This window comes from Paenibacillus tianmuensis, from assembly GCF_900100345.1.
In the GTDB taxonomy this organism is placed as follows: domain Bacteria; phylum Bacillota; class Bacilli; order Paenibacillales; family NBRC-103111; genus Paenibacillus_G; species Paenibacillus_G tianmuensis.
In genome coordinates, this window is the sequence record NZ_FMTT01000011.1 from 74524 (window position 1) to 96569 (window position 22046).

30 protein-coding genes and 1 pseudogene are annotated in these 22046 nt (G+C 53.9%); 12 read left to right on the forward strand and 19 right to left on the reverse strand.

The window, feature by feature from the left end:
* Positions 1-59: 59 nt before the first annotated feature.
* A complete protein-coding gene (locus tag BLO51_RS29170) occupies positions 60-263 on the reverse strand; it encodes a hypothetical protein (RefSeq protein ID WP_217266713.1) in 204 nt (67 codons plus the stop codon).
* A gap of 136 nt (positions 264-399) precedes the next feature.
* Between BLO51_RS29170 and BLO51_RS09675 the strand changes: the two genes are divergently transcribed.
* Positions 400-1683, forward strand: coding sequence for an NCS2 family permease (locus BLO51_RS09675; protein ID WP_090670355.1), 1284 nt, complete (start codon positions 400-402; stop codon positions 1681-1683).
* Between the two features lie 4 nt (positions 1684-1687).
* On the opposite strand, the gene BLO51_RS09680 is transcribed toward BLO51_RS09675, so the two are convergent.
* From BLO51_RS09680 to BLO51_RS09705, 7 genes are all read right to left on the reverse strand, one after another.
* The gene (locus BLO51_RS09680; protein WP_090670358.1) at positions 1688-2581 is read right to left on the reverse strand and encodes an ATP-grasp domain-containing protein; all 894 of its coding nucleotides are present in this window, start codon (positions 2579-2581) and stop codon (positions 1688-1690) included.
* Between the two features lie 118 nt (positions 2582-2699).
* On the reverse strand, positions 2700-2945 hold the full coding sequence (locus BLO51_RS30220; RefSeq protein ID WP_245719597.1) for a YoaP domain-containing protein: 246 nt from the start codon (positions 2943-2945) through the stop codon (positions 2700-2702).
* A 10-nt stretch (positions 2946-2955) separates the two neighbouring features.
* On the reverse strand, positions 2956-3459 hold the full coding sequence (locus tag BLO51_RS30225; RefSeq protein ID WP_245719598.1) for a GNAT family N-acetyltransferase: 504 nt from the start codon (positions 3457-3459) through the stop codon (positions 2956-2958).
* Positions 3460-3486: 27 nt separating this feature from the next.
* Positions 3487-4128: a histidine phosphatase family protein gene (locus BLO51_RS09690; protein WP_090670361.1), complete on the reverse strand. Its 642-nt coding sequence runs from the start codon at positions 4126-4128 to the stop codon at positions 3487-3489.
* A 10-nt stretch (positions 4129-4138) separates the two neighbouring features.
* Positions 4139-4663, reverse strand: a complete 525-nt coding sequence (locus BLO51_RS09695; protein ID WP_090670364.1) for a hypothetical protein — start codon at positions 4661-4663, stop codon at positions 4139-4141.
* Between the two features lie 4 nt (positions 4664-4667).
* A complete protein-coding gene (locus tag BLO51_RS09700; RefSeq protein WP_090670367.1) occupies positions 4668-5183 on the reverse strand; it encodes a GNAT family N-acetyltransferase in 516 nt (171 codons plus the stop codon).
* Complete coding sequence (locus BLO51_RS09705; protein ID WP_090670370.1) at positions 5180-5620, reverse strand: GNAT family N-acetyltransferase; 441 nt, start codon at positions 5618-5620, stop codon at positions 5180-5182. Before BLO51_RS09705 ends, BLO51_RS09700 begins: the two co-directional genes overlap by 4 nt.
* 273 nt (positions 5621-5893) lie before the next feature.
* On the opposite strand from BLO51_RS09705, the gene BLO51_RS09710 reads away from it, so the two are divergent.
* The 4 genes from BLO51_RS09710 (at position 5894) to BLO51_RS29740 (ending at position 8974) form a co-directional block, all read left to right on the forward strand.
* Complete coding sequence (locus BLO51_RS09710) at positions 5894-6895, forward strand: PHP domain-containing protein (RefSeq protein ID WP_090670373.1); 1002 nt, start codon at positions 5894-5896, stop codon at positions 6893-6895.
* Between the two features lie 12 nt (positions 6896-6907).
* The gene (locus tag BLO51_RS09715; RefSeq protein ID WP_090670376.1) at positions 6908-7681 is read left to right on the forward strand and encodes an MgtC/SapB family protein; all 774 of its coding nucleotides are present in this window, start codon (positions 6908-6910) and stop codon (positions 7679-7681) included.
* A gap of 108 nt (positions 7682-7789) precedes the next feature.
* Positions 7790-8719 carry a metallophosphoesterase family protein gene (locus BLO51_RS09720; RefSeq protein WP_090670379.1) on the forward strand — a complete coding sequence of 310 codons (930 nt, stop codon included), beginning with the start codon at positions 7790-7792 and terminating at the stop codon, positions 8717-8719.
* A 126-nt stretch (positions 8720-8845) separates the two neighbouring features.
* Positions 8846-8974, forward strand: coding sequence for a DUF4127 family protein (locus tag BLO51_RS29740; protein WP_217266714.1), 129 nt, complete (start codon positions 8846-8848; stop codon positions 8972-8974).
* On the opposite strand, the gene BLO51_RS09725 is transcribed toward BLO51_RS29740, so the two are convergent.
* From BLO51_RS09725 to BLO51_RS09755, 7 genes and pseudogenes are all read right to left on the reverse strand, one after another.
* The gene (locus BLO51_RS09725) at positions 8969-9427 is read right to left on the reverse strand and encodes a DinB family protein (RefSeq protein ID WP_090670383.1); all 459 of its coding nucleotides are present in this window, start codon (positions 9425-9427) and stop codon (positions 8969-8971) included. The genes BLO51_RS29740 and BLO51_RS09725 overlap by 6 nt on opposite strands.
* 26 nt (positions 9428-9453) lie before the next feature.
* The gene (locus tag BLO51_RS09730) at positions 9454-10032 is read right to left on the reverse strand and encodes a histidine phosphatase family protein (protein ID WP_245719599.1); all 579 of its coding nucleotides are present in this window, start codon (positions 10030-10032) and stop codon (positions 9454-9456) included.
* Between the two features lie 20 nt (positions 10033-10052).
* The gene (locus BLO51_RS09735; protein WP_090670389.1) at positions 10053-10670 is read right to left on the reverse strand and encodes a hypothetical protein; all 618 of its coding nucleotides are present in this window, start codon (positions 10668-10670) and stop codon (positions 10053-10055) included.
* A gap of 297 nt (positions 10671-10967) precedes the next feature.
* Positions 10968-11156, reverse strand: a complete 189-nt coding sequence (locus BLO51_RS09740; protein WP_090670392.1) for a hypothetical protein — start codon at positions 11154-11156, stop codon at positions 10968-10970.
* A 106-nt stretch (positions 11157-11262) separates the two neighbouring features.
* Positions 11263-11817 carry a metallophosphoesterase family protein gene (locus BLO51_RS09745; RefSeq protein ID WP_090670395.1) on the reverse strand — a complete coding sequence of 185 codons (555 nt, stop codon included), beginning with the start codon at positions 11815-11817 and terminating at the stop codon, positions 11263-11265.
* A 13-nt stretch (positions 11818-11830) separates the two neighbouring features.
* Positions 11831-12247 (reverse strand): GNAT family N-acetyltransferase, encoded by a 417-nt coding sequence (locus BLO51_RS09750; protein ID WP_167670154.1) that lies wholly within the window; start codon positions 12245-12247, stop codon positions 11831-11833.
* Between the two features lie 23 nt (positions 12248-12270).
* Positions 12271-12817: pseudogene (locus BLO51_RS09755) on the reverse strand (GrpB family protein).
* A gap of 210 nt (positions 12818-13027) precedes the next feature.
* On the opposite strand from BLO51_RS09755, the gene BLO51_RS09760 reads away from it, so the two are divergent.
* Both BLO51_RS09760 and BLO51_RS09765 read left to right on the forward strand, forming a co-directional pair.
* Positions 13028-13570 (forward strand): DUF1697 domain-containing protein, encoded by a 543-nt coding sequence (locus tag BLO51_RS09760; RefSeq protein WP_090670401.1) that lies wholly within the window; start codon positions 13028-13030, stop codon positions 13568-13570.
* A gap of 20 nt (positions 13571-13590) precedes the next feature.
* Complete coding sequence (locus BLO51_RS09765) at positions 13591-13755, forward strand: hypothetical protein (RefSeq protein ID WP_174551222.1); 165 nt, start codon at positions 13591-13593, stop codon at positions 13753-13755.
* 43 nt (positions 13756-13798) lie between these two features.
* Here the strand turns inward: BLO51_RS09765 and mazF are convergent, their stop codons facing one another.
* The 4 genes from mazF to BLO51_RS09785 form a co-directional block, all read right to left on the reverse strand.
* Positions 13799-14140 (reverse strand): endoribonuclease MazF, encoded by a 342-nt coding sequence (gene mazF / locus BLO51_RS09770; protein ID WP_090670404.1) that lies wholly within the window; start codon positions 14138-14140, stop codon positions 13799-13801.
* Positions 14134-14364: an AbrB/MazE/SpoVT family DNA-binding domain-containing protein gene (locus BLO51_RS09775; protein ID WP_090670409.1), complete on the reverse strand. Its 231-nt coding sequence runs from the start codon at positions 14362-14364 to the stop codon at positions 14134-14136. The genes mazF and BLO51_RS09775 overlap by 7 nt, the downstream gene beginning before the upstream one ends.
* 221 nt (positions 14365-14585) lie before the next feature.
* Entirely contained in the window at positions 14586-14903 is a 318-nt protein-coding gene (locus BLO51_RS09780) for a helix-turn-helix domain-containing protein (RefSeq protein ID WP_090670412.1), read from the reverse strand.
* Between the two features lie 84 nt (positions 14904-14987).
* A complete protein-coding gene (locus BLO51_RS09785) occupies positions 14988-16058 on the reverse strand; it encodes an FUSC family protein (RefSeq protein ID WP_090670415.1) in 1071 nt (356 codons plus the stop codon).
* A gap of 101 nt (positions 16059-16159) precedes the next feature.
* Between BLO51_RS09785 and BLO51_RS09790 the strand changes: the two genes are divergently transcribed.
* The 5 genes from BLO51_RS09790 to BLO51_RS09810 all read left to right on the forward strand — a co-directional run bounded on the left by BLO51_RS09790 (position 16160) and on the right by BLO51_RS09810 (position 22028).
* The gene (locus BLO51_RS09790) at positions 16160-16744 is read left to right on the forward strand and encodes a stalk domain-containing protein (RefSeq protein WP_090670417.1); all 585 of its coding nucleotides are present in this window, start codon (positions 16160-16162) and stop codon (positions 16742-16744) included.
* Between the two features lie 222 nt (positions 16745-16966).
* Complete coding sequence (locus tag BLO51_RS09795; RefSeq protein ID WP_090670420.1) at positions 16967-17905, forward strand: carbohydrate ABC transporter permease; 939 nt, start codon at positions 16967-16969, stop codon at positions 17903-17905.
* A 16-nt stretch (positions 17906-17921) separates the two neighbouring features.
* A complete protein-coding gene (locus BLO51_RS09800; protein WP_090670422.1) occupies positions 17922-18758 on the forward strand; it encodes a carbohydrate ABC transporter permease in 837 nt (278 codons plus the stop codon).
* Positions 18759-18870: 112 nt separating this feature from the next.
* Positions 18871-20214 carry an ABC transporter substrate-binding protein gene (locus BLO51_RS09805; RefSeq protein WP_090670425.1) on the forward strand — a complete coding sequence of 448 codons (1344 nt, stop codon included), beginning with the start codon at positions 18871-18873 and terminating at the stop codon, positions 20212-20214.
* A gap of 110 nt (positions 20215-20324) precedes the next feature.
* On the forward strand, positions 20325-22028 hold the full coding sequence (locus BLO51_RS09810) for a sensor histidine kinase (protein ID WP_167670155.1): 1704 nt from the start codon (positions 20325-20327) through the stop codon (positions 22026-22028).
* Positions 22029-22046 lie beyond the last annotated feature (18 nt).

The following is a 22046-nucleotide window of genomic DNA, read 5'->3' on the forward strand; positions in this document are numbered from 1 at the left end:
ATAAAAGTAGTCGATTTAATAAAACTGGACCAACGTCGTCTTAATTAGTAATAAGATAACTACGAACAGGTTAACAATAAAGCAGATCGCATGAAGAGAGTGACGTAGTGGCTGAGCTTATACTCCCTGCGTCCTTGGCGGGGCAAGGCGTCAAAAGCCGCATGAAAAGTGTCCGTATCTTTGGCAGGCATCCACGGTCCGCCGGTCGTTGCCCTTACGTTCGTGAAATCGTCAATGATGCCGTTTGCAATCAAGCGTTCCATTTCCGTTTGCGAGAAAGGGCCTTCTGCAACGGTTGCTTGATAGTACCGTCCGTTTCATTGCAGTAATCACCCTTTGGCATTTTATGTATGGAACTAATGATAGAGCGCGCGGGTCGTCGCTCGGGAGGGATGCCGCATGATAACCAAACGATTTCTTCTACAGCAGTACGGTACGACCGTCCGCACGGAAATAACCGCGGGCGTCGTTTCGTTTGTTACGGTTGTTTATATTGTCGCCGTCAACGCATCGATCCTCGCGGATGCAGGTATTCCGTACGAGGCCGGGGTGATCGCGACGGCGCTTGCGGCATGTTTCGGGTCGCTGCTCGTCGGTCTCTGGGCGAACAGTCCGCTGATCATCGTGCCTGGAATGGGCATAAACGCGCTGTTCTCGTACACCGTCGTACAGGGGATGCGGCTGCCTTGGCCGGAGGCGCTGGCGGCCGTCTTCGTATCCGGCTTGATCGTCTCGGCGCTTGCCTTTACGCCTCTGATCAAGCAGCTTGCCGCCACGATTCCCGACTCGCTCAAGCATGCGATCGGCGCGGGCGTCGGCTTATTTTTGGCTTTCATCGGACTGCAAAAGGGGGGCATCGTCGTCCCCGGCAGTTCGTCGATCGTTGCGCTCGGTGATTTCGGCAGTGCGCACACGCTGCTGACACTTGCCACGCTGGCCGTGACCTTGGCTTTGTATGTCCGCGGCGTCCCGGGAAACCTGCTGATCGGGATCGCGGCCGGTACCGGCTTGGCGGCCATAACGGGTCAGCTCGCCTGGGAGAGCGCGGGGACGGGATTATCGCTGGCGGCTTACGGCTCCGTATTCGGGGCGATGTCGTTCTCCGGGCTGCCGTCCATCGTATTCTGGACCGCAGTATTCTCGTTCGCGCTTGTCGTGCTATTTGAGAGCATCGGGCTCATCGACGCGCAGTTGCGGCTCATCGGACAGCCGGAGAAGGCGACCCGCAGCCTTCAGGCGGGAGCCATATCCGTAGCCGCTTCCGGCGTTCTGGGCACAAGCCCGACGGTCACGGCGGTAGAGAGCGCCGCAGGCATCTCTTCCGGCGGCCGGACCGGCTTAACGGCTGTAACGGCCGGGGTGCTTTTCGCCTGCGCGGTGCCGCTCGGTCCGGTCATGCGGCTGATTCCCGATTCGGCCATCGCGCCGGTGCTGATTCTGATCGGCGGACTAATGCTCCAAGGCGTGAAGGATATTCCGTTCGACGATTTGTCAGAATGGCTGCCGGCTTTCCTCATCGTGGCCGGGATTCCGCTCACCTCCAGCATCGTGGACGGCATGGGGCTCGGCTTCGTTGCATTTCCGATCCTGAAGCTCGCGGCGGGCAAACGGCGGGAAATTTCCCCGGTGTTCGTGACCATCGCCGCTTTATTCGTCTTAAACTTCGCCCTGCCGTTTATCTGACCTCTCAGTCCAGAAACGACCGGTAAAAAGCCTCCACATCCGTCATATCCTGAAGGCCGGATACTTGCCCGTCGCCGACCTCGATGATCAGCCATTCGCCCGTGGTCGTCTTTGCAATGTCCATGGTGAAGAAGCTGCTGTGAATCCGCCGCGCGATCGCAACAAACACACTCAGATCCGGACGTTCCCCGTCGTAGGCTGCTTCCTCCCAATAATTTTGCGCCGCGATCAGCCGGTGCCGGTAAAAGAAAAGACGGTATTCCTTCGATAGGGGCATGCCGCTTTTGCCATGCGTCCCCAGCTTTTCGAGTTCGACGTACTCGCGGAACACGATTCCGCCGTTCAGCCCGTTGTCCTGCCGCTCGATGAAGGTCCGCAGCACCTTCTCCACCTGCTGCCGATCGGACGCATCGGGAATATAGCAGGCTTCTTCCCACTCGTGCTTCCGCGATTTGACGTAATCCTTCAAAAGAAGCGGTCGGCTCCCGAACGAAGCCAGCATTTCATGGACGCGGTTGATGTCCGAGTGGACCGCGGCGATATCCAACCAACGGCTCTCGGGAGTATGCTCTTTAATAAAGCTGTAGCTATGAGGAAAATGGTGACAGAGCACGTACTGTTCCGGCGTATTGACCAGATGGACGTTTTTTTGCTGCAAGGCCGAATAAAGCTGCTCGTAGTCCACAGGCTTCATCATCCATCCGCGGTAAATCGCAGGCTCTGCCGTGTTCGCTTCCCGGACCCGTTGGACCGCGCGTGCCGTCTTCCCGTCCAACAAGTCGTCGAGCGAGATCAGCTCGACGGGGAGCCCCAGTCCTGCGGCCGTGCGGTACTCAAGCTCGTAGTCGGCATCCGCCGTTTTCGGATCCAGAGGATCGCTGCAAAATACAATTTTCACCCTTAATCTCTCCTTCAGCTCGAACGGTATTTCCCGACGCCGGCAAATCCGGCCTTGGAGCGGGCTCTCCCGCAGGCGCCGGACTTGTCACACGGCCCCGGATAAAGCTGTACTCGTTCTACCCCTGCGGCTTCCCGAGTGTGCTCCACAGCTTATCGAATTTGGCTTTGGTCAAAATCTCGTATGTGACAAACCGTCCGTTATAAAACGCGCTGTACTTCGTGAAGGCGGTCGGGGCGTTTTGCGCCTGTTCCTTAGTCGTGAGCTTCACGCGTTTTACGGGAATTCCGTACGCCCGCTCAATGGCATCGAGCTCTTCACCGGTATAATGATCGGTAAAAGGGCATTGATCCGTATACAGCACGACCAGACCGTTATCGTCGGCAACGGCCTGCTGTCTGGCATTTTCTCTGAAGCGGGGCGTTCGGATCGAACCGCTTGACGAGCAGCTCGAAATAGGGAGGAGCGGTATCGCACACCTCGAATCCGTGTTTCACGTAGTAGGACTTCTCCGAGAGATAAGGCCGCTTCTTATGGCTCGATACCGCAACGATGCCCGCTTTGCCCTCCGAGTCCCGAATGCATTCTTGCAAAAGCTGCGCTCCATATCCTTGTCCCTTGTAGCTTCCGGACACCCAAAAGCAGTTGATGAACATGTAGTTCGGCGCATCGATTGGCACCCAAGCGTTCTCGGCAGGCAAGTATTCGATGAACACTTTTCCTTTGGCGTCCAGCTTTTTAAAGACAAGCCCTTCTTGAAAACGGCAAGCCAGCCATTCTTTCTTCAGGCTGACGCCGCGCTGGACTTTCTTGTCCGACATGGCGCAGCAGATGTGTTCCCGAGCGATATTATCAGAGGTAACTTGTACGATGCTCATTCTCAGACCTCCCGGATCATGCGTCATTTATCCTTCTACAGGCTGAAGCGCTTCCTGATAATGGCTGATGTCGCCGTGCAGCTTGATGTCCGGCTTGCCGTCCTCAGTAAATTCGATCTTACACAGGCAGGCCGGATGAATGTACGGGAGCTCCCATAATTGCTCGATCGGCCTTTGCTCGAAAGCAGCCATCAGCAATTTGACCACGACGGTATGGGTGACGACCAGCACGGCCTGCCCGGCATGGTCGCGCAGAATGTGTCGGAGCTTGCCGAGGGCGCGCCGCTCCACCTCCACGAACGTCTCCGCTTGAGCGGCGCGGAAGCGGTCCGGCTGACGCCAGAAGTGCTCGTAAGCCTCCGGGCAGCGCTCCGCAATTTCCGCAGTGGTCTGTCCTTCCCATTCGCCCAGATTGATTTCCTTCAGCTCGTCGCATTCCGTTATGGCACTCGGCCGGCTGCCGCGGATCAGCTCGGCGGTCTTGACGGCCCGGGGGCTGGAGCTGCTGTAGATCCAATCGAGCGGCTGCTCCAGCAGCGCGTCGCCCAGCCAACGAGCCTGCTTTACGCCAAGCTCCGTCAGCGGAGAATCCTGATGACCTTGAAAGCGGTGCTCCACGTTCCATTCCGTCTGGCCGTGCCGGACCAAATATATCGTTGTTTTGTTCATCCCGCGCCTCCTAGCTGATCCAACTACCGGTAATTTTAACGATTTCCCAGCCATCCTTCGTTTTCTTCCAGGTGGCGGTCATTCCTGCGGCGCCTAACGGAGAGCGGTATTTTCCGCCGGTGACCGTCACGCTGTCCGGCGAATGAATTTCCAGTTTCTCAATATTGAGCAGGATACCGTAGAGGCGGTTCGTTTTCGGGTCCAACTTGTTTTTCTCCTTTAATTGATGATAGGAGTCGAACAGGATCTCCACGCCGTATTTCGTATGAAAATGTGAGATAAGTTCGTTTTGCTCGTCTTCGGACAGCTTCCAGTCCGTCATCTGCCAATCCAGAGAAATAAATTGCATCTTGGAGTCCAGACTTGGCTCCAGGGCCATCTGCTTTTCGAGCGCATGGGTTAATAAAGAAACCTTGGCCGTGAAATGATTCGGCGCCGCCTGGTTGGTTTGCGTGGGTTGCGTGATGGCCTCTGGCGTCGTCGTAACCGGCTGGATGACCAGCAGCCATGCGAGAAGGAGCAGGAGCTGATTCATGGCGCTACACCTCGACCTCCTTGTAATAAAATACGGTATCGTTCAGGCTGCCGTCCGCGGAGCGTGCGTAGCGGGGAATGCGTCCCGCCTCCACATACCCGAGCGACCGATACAGCAGGTTGGACGGATCGCCTGCGCGCGTATCAAGCACAAGCAGCGTTCGGTTTTCGGTACAGGCCCGCTCTTCGGCGGCCAGCATCAGGGCGCGGGCGATTCCGTTTCTGCGGCTGTGGGTATGGACCATAAGCTTGGCGACTTCCGCCCGGTGGGCGGCATTCTTTTTTTGCGCGAGCTGGAGCTGCACGGCACCGACAATCGTCTGATCGAGCTTGGCCGCCCACAAGACGACTCCCGGCTCCAGCGCGCTTTTCCAATAATTAACGGCTTCTTCCTTGCTTAACGGCGGCAAAAAGCCGACCGAAGCGCCACTCTCCACAGTGTCGATCAGCAGCTCGGCCAGTTGCTCCAACGATTCCGGCTCGTATGCCCGGATTTCAACGATTTCCAAAGAAAGGCTCATGCTTCCTGTTCCTCCTCCGGCTCAACCGCATAGGTGCAGCGAAACCGCTCCACACCCGGATATTTTTCGCCCAAGCTGACGATCTCGAACCCGATGTTCCGGTAAAAATCGACCGCGTCCTCATCCGTTTCCGCTACGATTTCGGCAGGGCCCTTGAGATGGATCAACTCCAAAATTTGGCCCCGGCCATAGCCTTCTCCCCGGTAGTCCGGCTGGACAGCAATGTGCCGCAGCTCCATCACGCGCCCGGGACCGATCCGGAAGCCAACGAGGCCGAGCAGCTTTCCGTCCTTTTCGTAGCCGTACAATTCAAGCTCTTCGCTGCGCTTATAGTCGCTTAAGGATTGCTCCAGCCGAGCCGGGTCCGGAAAAATGGAATATTCGAGAAGCTCCGCGATTTCGGGTTCGTCCAATCTGGATTTGATATCGATTAGCAAGGGGATCGCTCCTTTGGGTGTAAGTTTCGGCTTCGGCAGAAAAACTTCTTTTATTCAGTATAAAGGATTTGAAAGGTTTTTCCAAAACAATCAATGCCACCATTTATTTTGAGATTGACGGATGATGAAGAAAGGACTACAATAATCAACAAGAAACCACAAAAACAAAGTGATATAAGCAACAATAAACAACAAGTGACTACCAATCGTCAAAAGCGGAGGAACACTTTTTCGTCGGAGTTTTTTAAATCGAGGGACTGAGGAGGAAGCGGGATGAAGTTGGATTTTCATTTTCACCTGGAAGAGGGCCCGTACTCGACCGGCTGGCTGCAGCGGACGGCGCGGGCGCTGGAGAACGTGCATTGGGAGAGCGGGCGGCTGGGCGACCGGCCGCATTCGCTTGAATGGATGAACAAGTTGGGAGAGTTGCTTCAGCAGCGGCTTGCGGCGGGCTGCTTCAGCGACGAATGGCTCGCGTTCTATTTCGAGCAGGGGAGGCAGCGCGGGATCGAGCGGTTCGGGATGGTGGATCATCTGTACCGGTTTACCGAGTTCCGGCCATATTACGAACGGCACATGATTGTGGACGATACGCCGCTTGGCCGGCTGCAGCAGTACTGGCTGGACCGTGTCTGCGTAAGCTCTATCGAGCCGTATCTTCAGGTGGTGCGCCGGGCGAAGGCAGCAGGCGTGCCCGTATCGCTCGGGGTCGAGGCGGACTTTTTCCCGGGCGGCGAGGCGGAGCTCGGGGAGCTGCTGTCGCGGTACGAACTGGATTACGTGATCGGGTCGGTTCATTTTCTGGAAGGCTGGGGCTTCGACAACCCGGAAACGCAGGAGCTGTTCAAGGAAAAAGACTTGCTTGCGCTGTACCGGCAATTGTTCGACTACGTGAAAATGGCGGCTTCCAGCGGCTTGTTCGACATTATTGCTCATCTGGACAATCTGAAGGTGTTCAATTACCGGCCGGAGGAGAAGCTGCTGCTGCCGATGTACGAAGACGTGGCTCGTGCGCTCAAGCAGGCCGATGTGGCGACCGAGATCAATACCGGGCTTGCTTACCGGTACCCGGTCAAGGAAGCTTGCCCGAGTCCGGCTTTTCTGGACATTTTGCATAAACATGGCGTCCCGATTACGTTAAGCTCGGATTCCCATTTTCCCGATGACATCGGGACACAGCTGGACGAGGCGATGGATTTGCTGGCCCGGACCGGGTACAAAGAAATCATCTACGTGCACGAGAAGAAACGGATCGCCGTTCCGCTCGAGCAGTAAGGGGAGGTCCCCATGGAACTGTCGTTGACCCCGGATGTGTGGCATATCGGCTATGCGGAGCTGACGCTTCGTATTATTACGGCGCTGGTGCTGGGCGGTCTGATCGGCTTGGAGCGGGAAATTGGCGGGCATTCGGCCGGTTTTCGCACGCATATTCTCGTCTGCATGGGCTCGGCTCTGATTGTGCTGCTGTCGAGCTACGGTTTTTCCGATTTTGCGGGCGAAACGAACGTGAGGCTGGACCCGACCCGTCTCGCCGCCCAGGTGATCAGCGGTATCGGCTTCCTCGGCGCCGGAACGATTCTGCGCACGGGGTCGACCGTGTCGGGTCTGACGACTGCGGCTTCGTTATGGGTCGTGGCGGCTATCGGCCTTGCGGTCGGCGCCGGTTTTTACTACGGAGCCGTCGTCTCTACGGCTGCGGTCATCGTCAGCCTGTTCCTCTTGAACAAGGTGGAGAAGGCGGCTCTGGCGAAGACGAAGCGCAAGCGCGAGGTAGAGGTCGAGCTCTGGGACGGAGACGGGAATCTCGGTACGATGCTGAACCGGATCAAGGCCGCGGGCGCTTCCGTCACCGTGCTGCATCTGGAGAGCCGGGCGAAGGAAACGGAGGAAGGCTTCCGCAACGCCTTAAGCGTACGCATGGCGCTCAAGATGACGGACGGGCAATACGAGCATGTCGTACAGGAGCTGATCGTGCTTCCGGGTATGGTGAAGGTAGAGACGCCGGGTTGGAAGCCGCTCGAGCACGGGGATAAAACAGAAGCGGCGGGGAAGACGGCCTGAGGTTCGCCGTCGACGCACGGAGCGGGTCCGACGCCGCCGCGTATAAGGCAGGCAGCCGCTTCCGGCGAAGGGTAACGCGATAAACACTAGCGAAGAGGAGCGATTCAAGTGCAAGCTTTAACTTTTCGGGAAGACCGGACGTTTACGATTGTGCAGTTTACCGACGTGCATATGAAAGCCGGAGGCGACGCAGACCGGCGTACCTTGGAGCTGATGGAGCACATACTCGAAGCGGAGCGGCCCGATCTGGTCTACTTCACCGGGGATGTCATTGAGGACAAGGAATGTGACGATCCTCTTGGCCGGTTCGACCGGGCGGTTTCCGTCGTCGAGAAGCGGCGCATCCCGTGGGCGGTCGTCTTCGGCAATCACGATACCGAGATGAAAATCACCCGGCAGCAGCTGATGGATAAAGTGTCGGGTTACGAATACGCGTTAGCGTCGGGCGGTCCGTCGGACATCGCCGGAGAAGGCAACTATGTGCTCGAAGTCCGGGATGCGTCCGGTCGTCCGGCCGCCTTGCTGTACGGCTTCGACTCCGGCTGCATGTCCACGCTGCCGCACGTTCAGGGCTACGGCTGGATTTGCCGCGATCAGATCGATTGGTACGTCCGGCAGTCCGCAGCCTATACGTCGGACAACGGCGGCACGCCGCTGCCGGCCTTGGCGTTCTTCCATATCCCGCTGCCGGAATATGCGGAGGTATGGGAGCGTGAAGTATGCTATGGGCATAAGTACGAGAACGTGTGCTGCCCGAAGATCAACACGGGACTGTTTTCGGCGCTCGTCGAAATGGGCGACGTCATGGGCACGTTCGCTGGCCACGACCACGTCAACGATTACTGCGGCACGCTTCACGGCGTCCGCCTGTGCTATGGCCGGGCGACGGGCTACAACACGTACGGCCGGGACGATTTCCCGCGCGGAGCGCGTATCATCCGGCTGCGCGAAGGCGAGCGCGGCTTCGAGAGCTGGCTGCGCCTTGCGGACGGTACGGTCGTGACAGGGCAGCCGGAGCATCGGCCGGAGACGCGCTAAAGGACCGCTCCCGGAGGGCCGAGATTTAATCGTACGATATACCGGGCAGGGAATTCCTGCAAAATAAAGCTGCATTTCGTACAGGCGAACGGCTGGAAGAGCACTTCTTCGGTCGCCCGCCTGTTTTTGCTTGGCATCGGGGCGCAAGAGATCATTCACCGCCGTCTGTTCGCCGACGTCGCCTACGCCAACGGCTCCGATCTGGAGTTGCTTGCGTTGCTGCGGCATCAAGTCCTTGCGGTTGACTATCTATAAGCCTCTCCGGATAAAGTTCGCCGAAACCGCCCGCAAGCCGAGTTCCTTGGCCCAGACGGACAATTGTCCGACATGATGAATTTCGTGGGCGATCACATGTCTTAAAATTTCGCCTTGGGTGAACGTTTCGTCCATCCCGGAAGGCATAACAGGTTCTCCATCGGATTCATTTGTCCAATGGACGAGAAAGTCCTCGACTTCGATCCGATACTGCGCGGATAGCTGCCGTATTTTGTTCAAACTGGCGTTGTCATTGAAAGCAGGCTCCGGGTCCGGCTCGCCCTTGATGGCCCGAATCCAACTGCACTCCACATCAACGATATGAAACAGCGTCTTCAGGATGGAGCCGACTCCGCCGGTGCGTTCGCGCAGCAGTTCTTCTTCGCTTATTGCCCCGAAGGTCTCAAACCATTCGTCCCGCACCATCCAATTATAGCGAAATAACCGTAGCATTCGTTTCCTCCCCAGAGCGATTCAGATTACTTCCATAATCTCGTCACGTTCGATAAAGCTTTGCCCTGAAACTCCAGCTTGTAAATATCCGGCATGGTCGTCGATTCCCAGAAATCAAAGTGATACGACGGGTTAAAATAGTTTAACATCAGCGTCATAATATCTCCATGCGTGCCTACGACGATCGATCTGCCCGAATATTGCTCCAGGTACTGGGCTAATACTTTTACGGCTCGTTCTTGCGCCTGTTGGCTGGACTCCCCGCCCGGGAAAGCGAGGGTTGGATCGTCGTATAGCTGTTTTTTCGATTGGATGAACCGGTCTTTCGAAAGGAAGAAGTCTTCCCTGGATACCTGTCGTTCTCTTAAATCCTCTTCTGGAACAATGGGCTTGCGCAGGTGGTCGGCCAATTCCCGAATGGTCAGAACGGCTCTTTCATACGGGCTGGAAATCAACAGATCGATAGGCTCATGAAGGAGCATGTCCTTCACTTTTATCGCATCGGCTTTTCCTTTATCCGTCAATCCCCTCGATCGTTCCTTACCGGCAATATAAAGCGATTCCGCATGTCTTACGAAATAAACGATCGTTCCGATCGGACTCACCTCCGGGGGTATCCCCAGACTTAATATGTCGTCTTATTGCATTGTCCCTCCGGCGTCAACTGATAGAAGCCGTCCGGTACGTACAACCGGTAGGAGCGGCTTTCCTCATCGTAAGCGGCCGCGTGCTGCCAGGCTTCTTCCAACGATTCCGTCTTGATCAACTGATGGAAAAAGTGCATGATAAACAGCGCCGCCGCTTCTCCCGAAACATCTATATCGGCGGAGATATATGCTTTAAGATTTCCCTGCATAAAAGCTTTTCCTGCTGCTTCCACGCCTCCGGAGCAGGACGTATTGATGACAACCGTTCCCGGCAGGTTGATCGATCGGCCTATCGTCTCCGGAAGCATAACCTCATCGTGCAAGCTCGAAACGTCGATTTCTTCGATATATTCCCCGAAAATAATTCCGCCCTTGTCCCCATGAGCGCTAATAATAAGGTAAGGTGGAGCGTTCTCTTCTCCTTGCCCGATCACTTGCAGAAAATCCTCCGGCGTGCCGATCGCATGAAACAGCGTAACCATATTGAATTGTTCCAGGACCGTACGAATAAAATTGGCCTCGCCGCCGTCGTCAATCGCAGCGATCGCAACGGGTAATCGTTTGGCGTAAAAGCGGGTATCGACAGGTTTCCACATGGTTCATCACTCCTAATCTATTTTTTATATGTTTACGGCGATGTGTTTCCATGGTTTCACATGAAGAAGAACAAGGCCAGTCACAGCTTTCGTTAACGGTACTGACGGCCACGTTGCGGTACTGTTCTTCGACGCTACCGCTTAATCGCGATAGATTTACAAATCGCTATTCGTAGTGGAAGCTATGGTTTTTTTCGGGCGATGAGGTGGGTAAACACCGCAATATCTCGATACGGACTTAGACGCCCTAATTCGAGCTCCAGTTTCATGGCCCGGCGATGCCAATCTTCCTGCTGCTTATCCAGTCATACCGTCCCGATAAAGCAAGCTCCTCTTGCCGACATCCAGAATCGACTGTCCGGCTCCTTCAAGAAAACGATCGATTTGATGCCAGGCTGTCGCATAGAATAACTGCCCCCAAGGCATCTTGGTATAGGTTAAGTAAGACTGGATCGATTTGGAGAATGCTGCGGCCTTGGAAGCCATAGGATATCGCTCCTTTATCGTTAAGGCTGAGAAGACTCCCTCTTCGATAAGGGGGAGATGAATCAGCATCTCTTGTATACGCATGCGAACATATGTGCTATAATTGTCATGAAATCACCAAAGGAGATAAGTCTCGCATCCATTTCACCAATCTCGGTCTTCCTTCGATTAACACGGAATCGTTCGAAATTGTTTTCCAATGATCGTAAATCTGGTCCTCGTCAGCCTTTAATACTTGAAGACCGTACTGAAAATCGTACCACATGCCGCAGCCGCCGAACCGAATCCCATCCATTTCGATCGAGTTTCCATCCAAGATATGCACGCCCGGCAGCGGGTCAAGGAGCTGCTTCATTTCGGCCCATCGGTGGAGCGAGTTCCTTTTGTATTTATTTTTGATGGATTTGGACACCAAATAATAATCGTGGTTACCTGCTGCGATGACTATATGTTTGTAGAGTTCCTTGAGCCTCGTAAGCATCATCGCATTCTGCTTATTGAAATGTCCAAGATCGCCGGCGATGACTAGGGTGCTTGAGGGAGAGGCAGGCAAAAGCAGCTGAATAAAAGCGTCTAACTGCCGGTTCATTTTCGCCAAATTCCCCGAATGTTCCACCCAAAAGTCCAAGTGAATGTCCGATATGAGGTCGAATTTTACCATTTTCCGTTACCTGCTAAAGAGCCTTTTTCAAAAAGTATTTCGTGCACCCTTGGACCGGAAAATCCTCCAGAGTCCCGAATACCTCGAAACCATGCTTTTTATAGAAATCCGGAGACTGGAAGCTGAAGGTGTCCAAATAAATGAGCTTTACGTCCTGCTGCCTTCCGGCCTGCTCGATCTCTTCAAGCAAGCGCGATCCCAGTCCCAATTTACGCGAGCCTTCATCTACCCACAGCATTTCAACAAAAATACCTTCACCGAACCGACGGCTAAATAGGCCGCCGATGATCTCTTGGCTCTCGTTTTTTACAATGAAGTTGATCGTTTCCAAGGAAGCGTCAACGTTCTTGAGATTGTAGGCTAGCAGTTGATTCCGAACGAACCCGTGTTCGTCCGATCCGCTGGCGACTCTTTCCAAATGGTAGTTCATGGTTTTCTCCTCCATTTCGTGGTTTACCTATCGCTATTTACGGGCCTCCATCCCGTTTCTTGAGACCAGGAATGGGCTTGCTGCAAAATGCTCCAAATCACAGGGGTTTTCCCGTCTACGTAGCTCTCCCGCTCATTCCGGTACAGCTCCATGAGACGATGCTTCTCCTTGACATAGGTCGTACAAGCTTCCGGATGGGAGCGCAAGTAGTCTCTAAATAGAAGAGTCAGCTGCTCGGACCAACTGCCATGTTCTCTCATGGATATGGGTTCTTTTCGTTCCCGGGCGTTCTCTGAAATAGGCTTTGGTTTTGTCGGGGTTCTCCTCCCGGTGAATGAAGCCGATGCTTTCCAACTGCGGCTTGTAAGTCTCCAGCGATGCAAGCTGCTTCACCGAAATTTGAATGTCGATAATGGGCTTCGCGTCGATCCCCTTCACGGAAGTAGACCCAACATGGTCGATTCGTATGGCGGCGTCTCCCAGGGCTTGTCTTATGCGCTCACCGATGATTTTGAATTCATCAGGCCACGAGTCGTTGTAAGGTAAGACAATAACCGGGTCTTTCATCATTCATTTCACCTCTCGCTGTTCCGTCGAAATGACTCCTGAAGATTAGTATACCAAAATTTGGCTTGTCGCGAAAAACAACAAAGTACCTGCTTATGTCCGTCATGAAAACATACTCAAAAGGGGGCGTCGAAGGTATACTAAAGAATAGCAAATTTACGACCAAGCACGACCCGACCTTATAACTATACTTCCGAAGAAGAAGGTGGCAGAATGACCATTTATATCGCGCTGCTGCGGGGAATTAACGTGGGCGGACACAATAAGATTAAGATGGCTGAATTGAAGCGCACGCTGGAAACGATGGGCCTGTATCGGGTCCAAACGTATATTCAAAGCGGCAATGTCCTGTTCGAATCGGAAGAGATCCCGGAGACGCTGCGCCTGCGGATCGAAGGGGAGATTAGAGCGGTATTTGGCATTTCGATCACCGTTGTCATGAGGACGGCCGAGGAACTGGAGCGAATTATTGCGGATTGCCCTTATGCGGATATTCCCTTGGCGGAAGGCGAGAGCATCCACGTTTCCTTATTGACCGAAGCGCCGCCGCAGAAGGTGATCGACCTGTTGTCCGCCAGCGAACGCGATAACGATGAATACCACATCCACGGACGCGAGATTTACTTTTTGTTCCGTCAAAGCATACTGGATTCCAAGCTGGCAAAACATTTGAACAAGCTAGGCGATATGGTAACCACGCGCAACTGGAATACGATGAACAAACTGGCCGCGCTGTCGAAGGCGATGCGGGCTTAACGGGGCGCTCAGGCAAGCGGATGACCGCCGTACGGTACGGCATTGCAGTGCTGTGGGAGAGCCAGGAGGCGCATGCCGCATCGCTGAAGAACGAAAAAGTGCGCGAGCTCATCGGGCGCTGTCGGCATTTGATTGCGGAAGTCGGCGGCGTAAAGGTCCGGCCGATCGGGGGAAAAGGGTTTTAAGAAGTAGCAACATATTCGTAACCCATTGGAAGGCAAAAAGCTGTTATCGAATCAACAGCTCCATTTTTGAAACAACTTCAGCCAGTGTCTCATCTGGAACTTTACAGATGAAAGTTGCCAGTCGGGACTGCCAGTCGAGACTTTTCACCTGATCGGAGAGAATTACCCCCTCGATAGGCAAATCCTGCGGAATGATGACCTCGAATGGATAGCCCTTGATCTTGGACGTTACCGGACAGAGCAGAGAAAGTCCGACCTTCCCGTTATACGCGGCAGGTGAAATGACCAAAGCAGGACGCTTCCCAGCTTGTTCATGACCTGCTTGTGGGTTGAATTGCAACCACACCAAGTCGCCGCGATCCGGCACATACGTATTGGTTACCATGACTCCCGTCCTTGTGGCTCGCCAGTAGAAGCCTCTTTATGGAGATTTTCCGGCGTAACCTGGGCAAGAAGTTCATCCAGAGTGGACGACTTCGGCTTAATTACAAGGTGACCATCTTCCACGTCTAGATCGACCTCGGAGCCTTCCTCAAGTCCCACCTTCAAGGCAAGGGACTTCGGGATGCGAATGCCCAAGCTGTTTCCCCATTTTTGAACCTGAAACATGGAACCGCCCCCAACTAAAAAAGTATATACAAAGTATAAACGTATTGTTGATTAAAGTCAAATCGAGGTCTGGTGTTTGTGTGAGATATGATGAATCATTTGCAGATTTGTTAATATGCTGCGACTTAACATTTCGACTTACTCTCTTCTATCCATAAGGTCAAAGAGATTTACATATTCAATAGCACTTTCAGCAATCTCTAATGCCGCGGAACTTTCAATCACTTAATCCGTTGTATGAATCCTAGCACGTATTCCTTATCTTCATCGCTCAAGCTGCGAATCGCTTGAAATAACTTCAGATCCAACTCGTCTAATGGCGGAAACTGGACATGGTCCGATGCTCCTGTTAAATAATCTGTGGTCACTTCAAAGACTTGTGCAAGCTTAACCAATGTTTCGGTATCCGGATCGCGTATCCCGTACTCCCAATTGGCGTAAGTGCTGCTGCGTTTGATACCTAATCGTTCGGCTACATAGGTTTGAGACCAGCCTTTATTTTCTCTCAAGTGCCGCAATCGTTCGGCAAGTATGGACATAGATCGTCACCTCACATTTCATCAACATGTAACAATAAAACAACGGCCCTCTTACAGCACACCGTCTGCAAAAGGGCCGTTCACCTACTTCTTATTAATCCACGCCGACACGGATTCCAGCAAATCGTTTTCTTTATCCTCCGCGCCGCGGTCGAACTGCTCGACCAGCTTGTTCAGCCTGCCGGTATGGTAGCCGTAGTCATACATGGCCGCGGCTACGATTGAGAGGCGCAGATCGCCATCGCTGGCATCGGCATACCAGCTCATGAGCTGCTTCAGGAAGCGCTCGTTCTCCACTTCGATGACCGCGGCTTCAGAAATATCCGCTTTCAGCTTATTCTCGAATTTCAAGAGCACGTGTTCGTGGAACCTGATCAGCTTCTCCATATGGCGGTCGAATTCCCGGTCGAGTTCCGGAGAGCGGGACGCTTGAAAATAATGCTCCTCCACGGCATCCAGCACTTCCATCCCTTTGTGCAGCGTGTGCAGCATTTGCTTGTAGACGACCAAATGGCGGGCCTCGCTAAATTTGGCGCGCTTGAGCTTATGCAGCTCTTCTTCTAACAGCGTGTACTTGTCCGTCAGCGATTTGAGCGCTCCTTCGAGCGCCTGCTTTTCGTCGCGGAACACGCTTTCCTTGATCTCGTCCGATATGACCGTGCGCAGCAGCAGAGACATTTTGAAGAAGATCGATTCGATCTGCTTCACAAACTGAACTCTGGGGCGGGGAGGGAAGAACGTAATATTAATCAAAAACGCCGAGCCAATCCCGATTAAGCTCAGCAAAAACCGGTTTAGCGCGAAATCCCACTGCCCGGATGCTTCCATAACAGCAATGACGGTCACCAGTGTCAGGCCAACGGTTTCTTCCATTTTCAGCTTCAGGCAGATCATAATGGCAAGGATACAAGCAATACCGACTGCGATCGGGTCATTCGAGAAAATCATGCCGGCAACCAAGGCCAGCACGGCCCCGAGCGTATTCGTTTGCAGCTGTTGAAGGAAATAACGCCACGAGCGGTAAATGGATGGCTGCATGGCAAAAATCGCAGCGACTCCGGCGATCACAGGGGGCGTGTACCCGACCAATACGCTAATATACAGTGCCAGGGTAACCGCAAACCCTGTCTTCAGCACGCGGGCTCCGAACGTCACAGCCATCCCTCCTTATTATAATAGAAGTATTCATGACTATCTTACACGCAATCCCGGCTTGTTGGCAAAATGAAATTGATAGATTACCCGGATAGAAATGAATGAAAAAACTCGTAATCGGCCTCGCGGCAGGAATGATGCTTGGATCGGTGGCAACAGCATTTGCAGCGGAAGATATCGGCAAAGAAGTTAAGGCGGTTTTTGCCAAGTTCAACTTCAAAGTCAACGGCGTAGAAACTCCATTGGAGACGAGCCCGCTGGTGTACGAAGGTACGGCTTACTTGCCGGTGCGCGAGATCGGGAAGTTAACAGGCTACAACGTATCGTTTAATGAACAGACCCAAACGTTTGAATTGGCTAACGTTACGGGCGCGATGAGCTCCATTCCCGCGAAGACTCAAGATCCGGGAGCGAAGACCATAACAAAATCAGATGCAGGACTTCGGGATAACTTTGACGCTATAATGAAAGCTTTGATGAAAAGAAACTACAAGAATCTCCATGGAGGCATGTCAAACGAATCCGCCGAAATCAATATCAATGATAAACTGTATACGCTGAAAGTAGTAGCCGAGGGTAAAAATGTTAAATTCGACATCACCCCTCTTCTCGATGAGAAACTCATTACCTTGGAGGAAATCAAGGCGGCTTCTGAAGAAGGAGGAAAGAGTGAGAAAAAACCGTAAATACAGACCATATCGTGGGACAATTCAGGTTGAGACTCAACCGGGATTGTCCTTTTTGCTATGACCAACGCCGCATAAAATCACCCGCCCCGTTCCTTCTAACCCTGCCGGCATGGTAAAAATTTTGCACAACTCAGTCAGAATCGTCCGCAGCGCGGGGATCGCCGCCTCTTATATAGTAAGAATCAACAATAGTATTGTTCACTTACAGGGGTGATAACGATGGAGACAAACAAGATTTCGAACCGGACGGCGGGCGGAGCGGCCAAATCCAAGTGGAACAATTCCAAGAAGGAAGCGCTGGTCGGCTGGCTGTTTCTCGCTCCCGAATTTATCGGGATCGTGCTGCTTTACGTATTTCCGGTCTTGTTCTCGCTGTATCTCAGCTTCAGCGAATGGAACTTGGTCGGGGGGATTTCTTCGATTAAATTCGTCGGACTCGATAACTTTGCGAAGCTTTTCGATGACGAGAAAGTGCTGATGGCGCTCAAAAACAACTTGATTTACACGGTGCTCACGGTGCCGGTTGGCATGCTTCTCGCCTTGCTACTCGCCGTGCTTATTCATTCGCGCGTTTACGGGAAAAGCTATTTTAAGGTCGCTTTTTTCATCCCGTATATTTCGTCGCTCGTCGCGCTTGGAGCGGTATGGAGCGCGTTGTACCATCCATCGAAAGGGCCGATCAACCAGTTTCTGATCAGCCTCGGCATCACGGACCCGCCCAAATGGCTGGCGGATTCGAACTACTCGCTGCTCTCGATCATTATTATTGCGATCTGGGCCGGCATCGGCTACCAGATTGTCATTTACTTGGCGGGCCTGACGAACATTCCCGAAGAAATGTACGAAGCGGCCAGCATCGACGGCGCCTCGCCTTGGCATAAGTTTACGAAGATCACGCTGCCGCTGCTCGGGCCGACGACGTCCTTTTTGTTCATCACGCTGCTGATGTCGTCGTTCAAGGTGTTCGACCTTGTCGCCTTCATGACCGGCGGGGGACCGAACGATTCTTCGACGGTGATCGTCTTCCGCATCTACGAGGAAGGCTTCCGCAACTTCAAGATGGGCTACGCTTCCGCGATTTCCTGGCTCCTGTTCGCGATTGTCGGACTGGCGACACTTGCCACTTGGCAGCTCCAGAAGCGCAAAGTACATTACTAGAGAGGAGTAGAAGGGTATGCCTGTACGAAAATTCGATCTCACTAAATGGCTCCTGACAATCCTTCTCGGAGCGTTCTCCGTATTGTTCCTGGTTCCGCTGATCTGGATGATCTCGGCCGCCTCGAAGTTCGAGAAGGACGTCATGGAATTCCCGATCCGCTGGATTCCGACGGATTGGAACTTTATCGGCAACTTTCAAGAGGTGTGGTTGGGCAAGGTGCCGTTCTATCTCTTTTACTTCAATTCGCTCAAGCTGGCGCTGATCATGACGGCGTGCACGATCTTTTTCTCGTCGATGGCGGCGTTCGCGTTCACGAAGCTGCGTTTCAAGGGCCGGGATCTCGCCTTCGGCGTGCTGCTCACGTTCATGGTCATTCCCGAGCAGGCGACGCTCGTGCCGCGCTATCTTCTGATGAAATGGCTGCATATGTACAACACGCACGAAGGCATGGTTCTGATGGGCATGTTCTCGATCTACTTCACGTTTTTGCTTCGGCAGTTTATGATGGGGATTCATAGCGATTTTATCGAGGCGGCCAGAATCGACGGCGCGGGTTATTTCAAAACGTACTGGAGCATCATCTTGCCGCTTTGTAAGCCGATTCTGGCGACGGTCGGCATCATCAAGTTCATCTGGACGTGGAACGATTACCAGACGCCGCTTATTTTTCTGATCAACAAAAGTCTGTATACGATCCCGCTGGGGATGCAAATGTTCAAGGACGAATTCGCCGACAACTACGCGGTCATCATGATGGCTTCGCTTTCTGCGATTCTGCCGCTGCTGATTATTTTCGTCGTGCTCCAGAAGCAGGTCATTAACGGAATCGCGCTCGGCGGGGTAAAGGGATAAAGGTCAAAATATTGCACGGGACAGGCAAAAATTAGACACATCGTTTTGGGCGGGAAAGCTATAGAATGCAGCTATAGAGACCTATATTATCATGACCCGAGGGGGAGTTCACATGAAGAAAACAAGCGCGTTGCTGCTGAGCGGGGCGGTACTTGCGGTTTCCGTACTGAGCGGCTGCGGCCAAGGGGCGGAGAAGCAGGAAGCGTCCGGCGAAGGCGGAAAGAAGAATGTGACGCTGAAATATTACAACTGGGATAACGAGGTCATGGGTGCGACGACCAAAGCACTCATCGATCAATTCCAAGCGAAATATCCGAACATCAAAGTCGAGTCCGTGCCGCTCGTGCCGGGCAACTCGGTAGAGACGCTCAAGAAGCTGGACGTAACGATGTCCTCCGGCGAGCAGATCGACCTGGTACTGTTCCCGAGCATCGACGAGACGCTGGCCCGCGCGGCGCAAGGCGTGCTGGCTCCTCTTGACGATATGTACGCTAAAGAGAACGTGAAGCCGGAAGATGAGTATTACGTCAATCCGAAATACAAAGGCAAAAACTACGCTGCGATGTACCAGCGCAGCAACTGGATCGTTCTGCTGAACCAGAAGGCGCTCGACGAAGCGAAGCTGCCGGTGCCGGAGATCGGCTGGACTTGGGACGACTTCCGCGAATACGCGAAGAAGTTGACTAAAGGCGAAGGCAACAACAAACGGTATGGTGCTTACTTCCATAACTGGGGCGACTACGCCAACCCGATTTTGTTCAACGAGAAGCAGAACGCGTTCCTGAAGGAAGACGGCACGACCCAATTTAACGATCCGTCGACGCTGACGTTCTTCAACCTCCGCCGCGCGATGGAGAAAGAAGACAAATCCACAACGCCGTTCGCTGACGTCGTGGGCGCGAAGCTGGCGTACCGGACGGAGTTCTTCAACGAAAAAACGGCGATGCTCGTGACGGGCAGCTGGATGGTTGCCGACTCGGCCGACGTGCAGAAGTATCCGCATAACTTCAAAGTGGCGTTCGCGCCGGTGCCGCGCTCCTCGAAGGATGCGGAGCTCGGTCAAACGAGCATCGGCGGACAGTTCATTTCCGTCGCGGCCGGATCGAAGTACAAGGACGAAGCGTATCAGTTCATCCGTTTCATAACGACGAATACGTCGGATGCGAAGAAGGAACTGTCCGGCTGGAAGAAAGCCGACGACAAGAAGATCATCGAAGGCACGATCGCGAAAAGCAAGGATCTCTTCAACACCGACTCGCTTGACAAAGCGCTGTTCGACAAACGCATTCACGCGCCGGCTCCGTCCGAGGTCGTTGCGCCGTATGCGCCGCAGCTGAAGAAAGTGCTCGAAGACGGCTTCAGCGCGTTCATTCTGGACGGAAAGTCTGCCGAGGATGCCCAGAAGCAAATGGTCAATCAGGCGAACAAAATCATCAAAGAGAACAGCAAAAAATAGTCAGGGAAAGGGGCGCCGCAGGGCGTCCTTTCTTTGCGCCGGGACCCGATATGACGCATGCGTTCTGTGATACAATGGGGGGTAGGAAAGAAAGGGGAGCTTTTGACACCATGAACAGCATGTTTCAATTTTCCTACTACCGGCGTATTCAGCTCTCGTTTCTGATTCTCATTTTGCTGCCGATCGTCATCGTGTCCGTATTTTTGCTGTCCATGACGCGGGATGCGGTGATGGACAAAATTCGCCTGACCAACCAGTCGGTTGTCGACGTGATGGCGAAGGATATTACGAAGACGATCGACGATCTGACGTATGCGTCGAATTTTTTCATACAAGACCCGAGCGCGAGGGCTCAGCTTCGCAGCTTCACCAATACCCGGCAAATCGCCAGTTTTGCCGATTACCAGAGACAGCAGCACATTCAAGATTTTTTCGGTCTGGTGCTGGCGAAGACGCTCAATACGGACATCCGGATGTTTCTGGTCAACAGCGAGGGCTTCATCATCCCATCCAGCGAGCCAGATCAGCTGGCTCCGTTCCGGCAGCACTGGGAGCAGCTCCGCTCCCAGGTCGATCCCGACACGCCGAAGCGGCTGCAATGGCTGAGCCGCGTCCAAACCGAGGGAGGCAAGGGGGAACCGGTTTATTACGCGGCCAGAGTCATCCGGGACCCGGTGGACAACGCTTATTTGGCTACGCTCTACATCGGCATTACGAATCCGTACTTCGAGAAGCTGTTCCGGCAGGCGGCCTCCGGCGCTTTTGCGCTATACGACGAGGAAGGTGGACTGATCGCGGGGGACGCTTCTGTTCAGTTCGGCGGCGGAAGCGCGTCCGACCAAACGCTGCGGAGCGAAGCGGTGCTGTCCAAGACCAGCTGGAAAATGATCTACGAGACGCCCGATCAAGAAGTGGCTGGGCAAATTTATAAAATCTTTTATATCGCGATGCTGTTCGTTATTCCGTTCTTTGCGCTGTTCTTTATTGTGTCGCTGCTGCTGGCCAAACGACTGCACCGGCCGATTCGGAAGCTGGACTTCATGGCGAAGCAGTTCAGCCAAGGAAACCGCCTGATCCGGTTTCAGGGCAAGGGCAAGGACGAGATTGCGCAGCTCGGACAGACGTGGAACCGGATGCTCGACGAGATCAACCAGCTCATTACGAACATTGAGCAGGAGCAGGAGCAAAAGCGCGTCATCGAGCTGCAGGCGCTGTTCGCCCAAATCCGGCCGCACTTTTTGATCAATACGCTTAATTCGATCAAATGCAGCCTGATTCTGGACGGCGACCGTCGGCACAGCCGCCAGATCGATGCGCTGATGAGTCTGCTACGGGCGTACATGAAGGTGAACGAGCGGACCTCCTTGGCCGCGGAATGCAAGCTGATCGAGCATTATATGGACATTATGCGGCTGCGAAGCGAGCTTCACGTCGAGCTGAAGGTAATGTTGGCTCCCGAGGTGGCCGAATTCGAGGTGCCGAAGCTGCTGCTGCAGCCGATCGTCGAGAATGCGCTGCTGCACGGGTTCGCTGAGAAGCTGGACGATGCAAGAATCGACATTGACGCCGAGCGGCTGGACTCGCGTCTCGAGATCCGGGTGACGGATAACGGCGAGGGGATGCCGGACGAAGAGCGGGAGGCGCTGAACCGGATGCTGGAGGGGCCCGAGACGGACAAGCCGCAGACGTACCGGCGGGTCGGACTGATCAACGTGCTGCAGCGGCTTCGGCTGACGTACGGGCCTGATGCCACGATGAAGCTTCGGGCGAACCCGTCTGGGGGCTTAGCCGTTATTTTGAATATGCGGGCCTGACGAGCGACTATGGACAAC

What these genes read in the sequence shown, in the direction of transcription:
- BLO51_RS29170 (WP_217266713.1), bottom strand. Translation starts at nt 263, where the DNA reads ATGGAACGCTTGATTGCAAACGGCATCATTGACGATTTCACGAACGTA.
- BLO51_RS09675 (WP_090670355.1), top strand. Translation starts at nt 400, where the DNA reads ATGATAACCAAACGATTTCTTCTACAGCAGTACGGTACGACCGTCCGC.
- BLO51_RS30225 (WP_245719598.1), bottom strand. Translation starts at nt 3,459, where the DNA reads ATGAGCATCGTACAAGTTACCTCTGATAATATCGCTCGGGAACACATC.
- BLO51_RS09690 (WP_090670361.1), bottom strand. Translation starts at nt 4,128, where the DNA reads ATGAACAAAACAACGATATATTTGGTCCGGCACGGCCAGACGGAATGG.
- BLO51_RS09695 (WP_090670364.1), bottom strand. Translation starts at nt 4,663, where the DNA reads ATGAATCAGCTCCTGCTCCTTCTCGCATGGCTGCTGGTCATCCAGCCG.
- BLO51_RS09700 (WP_090670367.1), bottom strand. Translation starts at nt 5,183, where the DNA reads ATGAGCCTTTCTTTGGAAATCGTTGAAATCCGGGCATACGAGCCGGAA.
- BLO51_RS09710 (WP_090670373.1), top strand. Translation starts at nt 5,894, where the DNA reads ATGAAGTTGGATTTTCATTTTCACCTGGAAGAGGGCCCGTACTCGACC.
- BLO51_RS09715 (WP_090670376.1), top strand. Translation starts at nt 6,908, where the DNA reads ATGGAACTGTCGTTGACCCCGGATGTGTGGCATATCGGCTATGCGGAG.
- BLO51_RS09725 (WP_090670383.1), bottom strand. Translation starts at nt 9,427, where the DNA reads ATGCTACGGTTATTTCGCTATAATTGGATGGTGCGGGACGAATGGTTT.
- BLO51_RS09735 (WP_090670389.1), bottom strand. Translation starts at nt 10,670, where the DNA reads ATGTGGAAACCTGTCGATACCCGCTTTTACGCCAAACGATTACCCGTT.
- BLO51_RS09740 (WP_090670392.1), bottom strand. Translation starts at nt 11,156, where the DNA reads ATGGCTTCCAAGGCCGCAGCATTCTCCAAATCGATCCAGTCTTACTTA.
- BLO51_RS09745 (WP_090670395.1), bottom strand. Translation starts at nt 11,817, where the DNA reads ATGGTAAAATTCGACCTCATATCGGACATTCACTTGGACTTTTGGGTG.
- BLO51_RS09750 (WP_167670154.1), bottom strand. Translation starts at nt 12,247, where the DNA reads ATGAACTACCATTTGGAAAGAGTCGCCAGCGGATCGGACGAACACGGG.
- BLO51_RS09760 (WP_090670401.1), top strand. Translation starts at nt 13,028, where the DNA reads ATGACCATTTATATCGCGCTGCTGCGGGGAATTAACGTGGGCGGACAC.
- BLO51_RS09765 (WP_174551222.1), top strand. Translation starts at nt 13,591, where the DNA reads ATGACCGCCGTACGGTACGGCATTGCAGTGCTGTGGGAGAGCCAGGAG.
- mazF (WP_090670404.1), bottom strand. Translation starts at nt 14,140, where the DNA reads ATGGTAACCAATACGTATGTGCCGGATCGCGGCGACTTGGTGTGGTTG.
- BLO51_RS09775 (WP_090670409.1), bottom strand. Translation starts at nt 14,364, where the DNA reads ATGTTTCAGGTTCAAAAATGGGGAAACAGCTTGGGCATTCGCATCCCG.
- BLO51_RS09780 (WP_090670412.1), bottom strand. Translation starts at nt 14,903, where the DNA reads ATGTCCATACTTGCCGAACGATTGCGGCACTTGAGAGAAAATAAAGGC.
- BLO51_RS09790 (WP_090670417.1), top strand. Translation starts at nt 16,160, where the DNA reads ATGAAAAAACTCGTAATCGGCCTCGCGGCAGGAATGATGCTTGGATCG.
- BLO51_RS09795 (WP_090670420.1), top strand. Translation starts at nt 16,967, where the DNA reads ATGGAGACAAACAAGATTTCGAACCGGACGGCGGGCGGAGCGGCCAAA.
- BLO51_RS09800 (WP_090670422.1), top strand. Translation starts at nt 17,922, where the DNA reads ATGCCTGTACGAAAATTCGATCTCACTAAATGGCTCCTGACAATCCTT.
- BLO51_RS09805 (WP_090670425.1), top strand. Translation starts at nt 18,871, where the DNA reads ATGAAGAAAACAAGCGCGTTGCTGCTGAGCGGGGCGGTACTTGCGGTT.
- BLO51_RS09810 (WP_167670155.1), top strand. Translation starts at nt 20,325, where the DNA reads ATGAACAGCATGTTTCAATTTTCCTACTACCGGCGTATTCAGCTCTCG.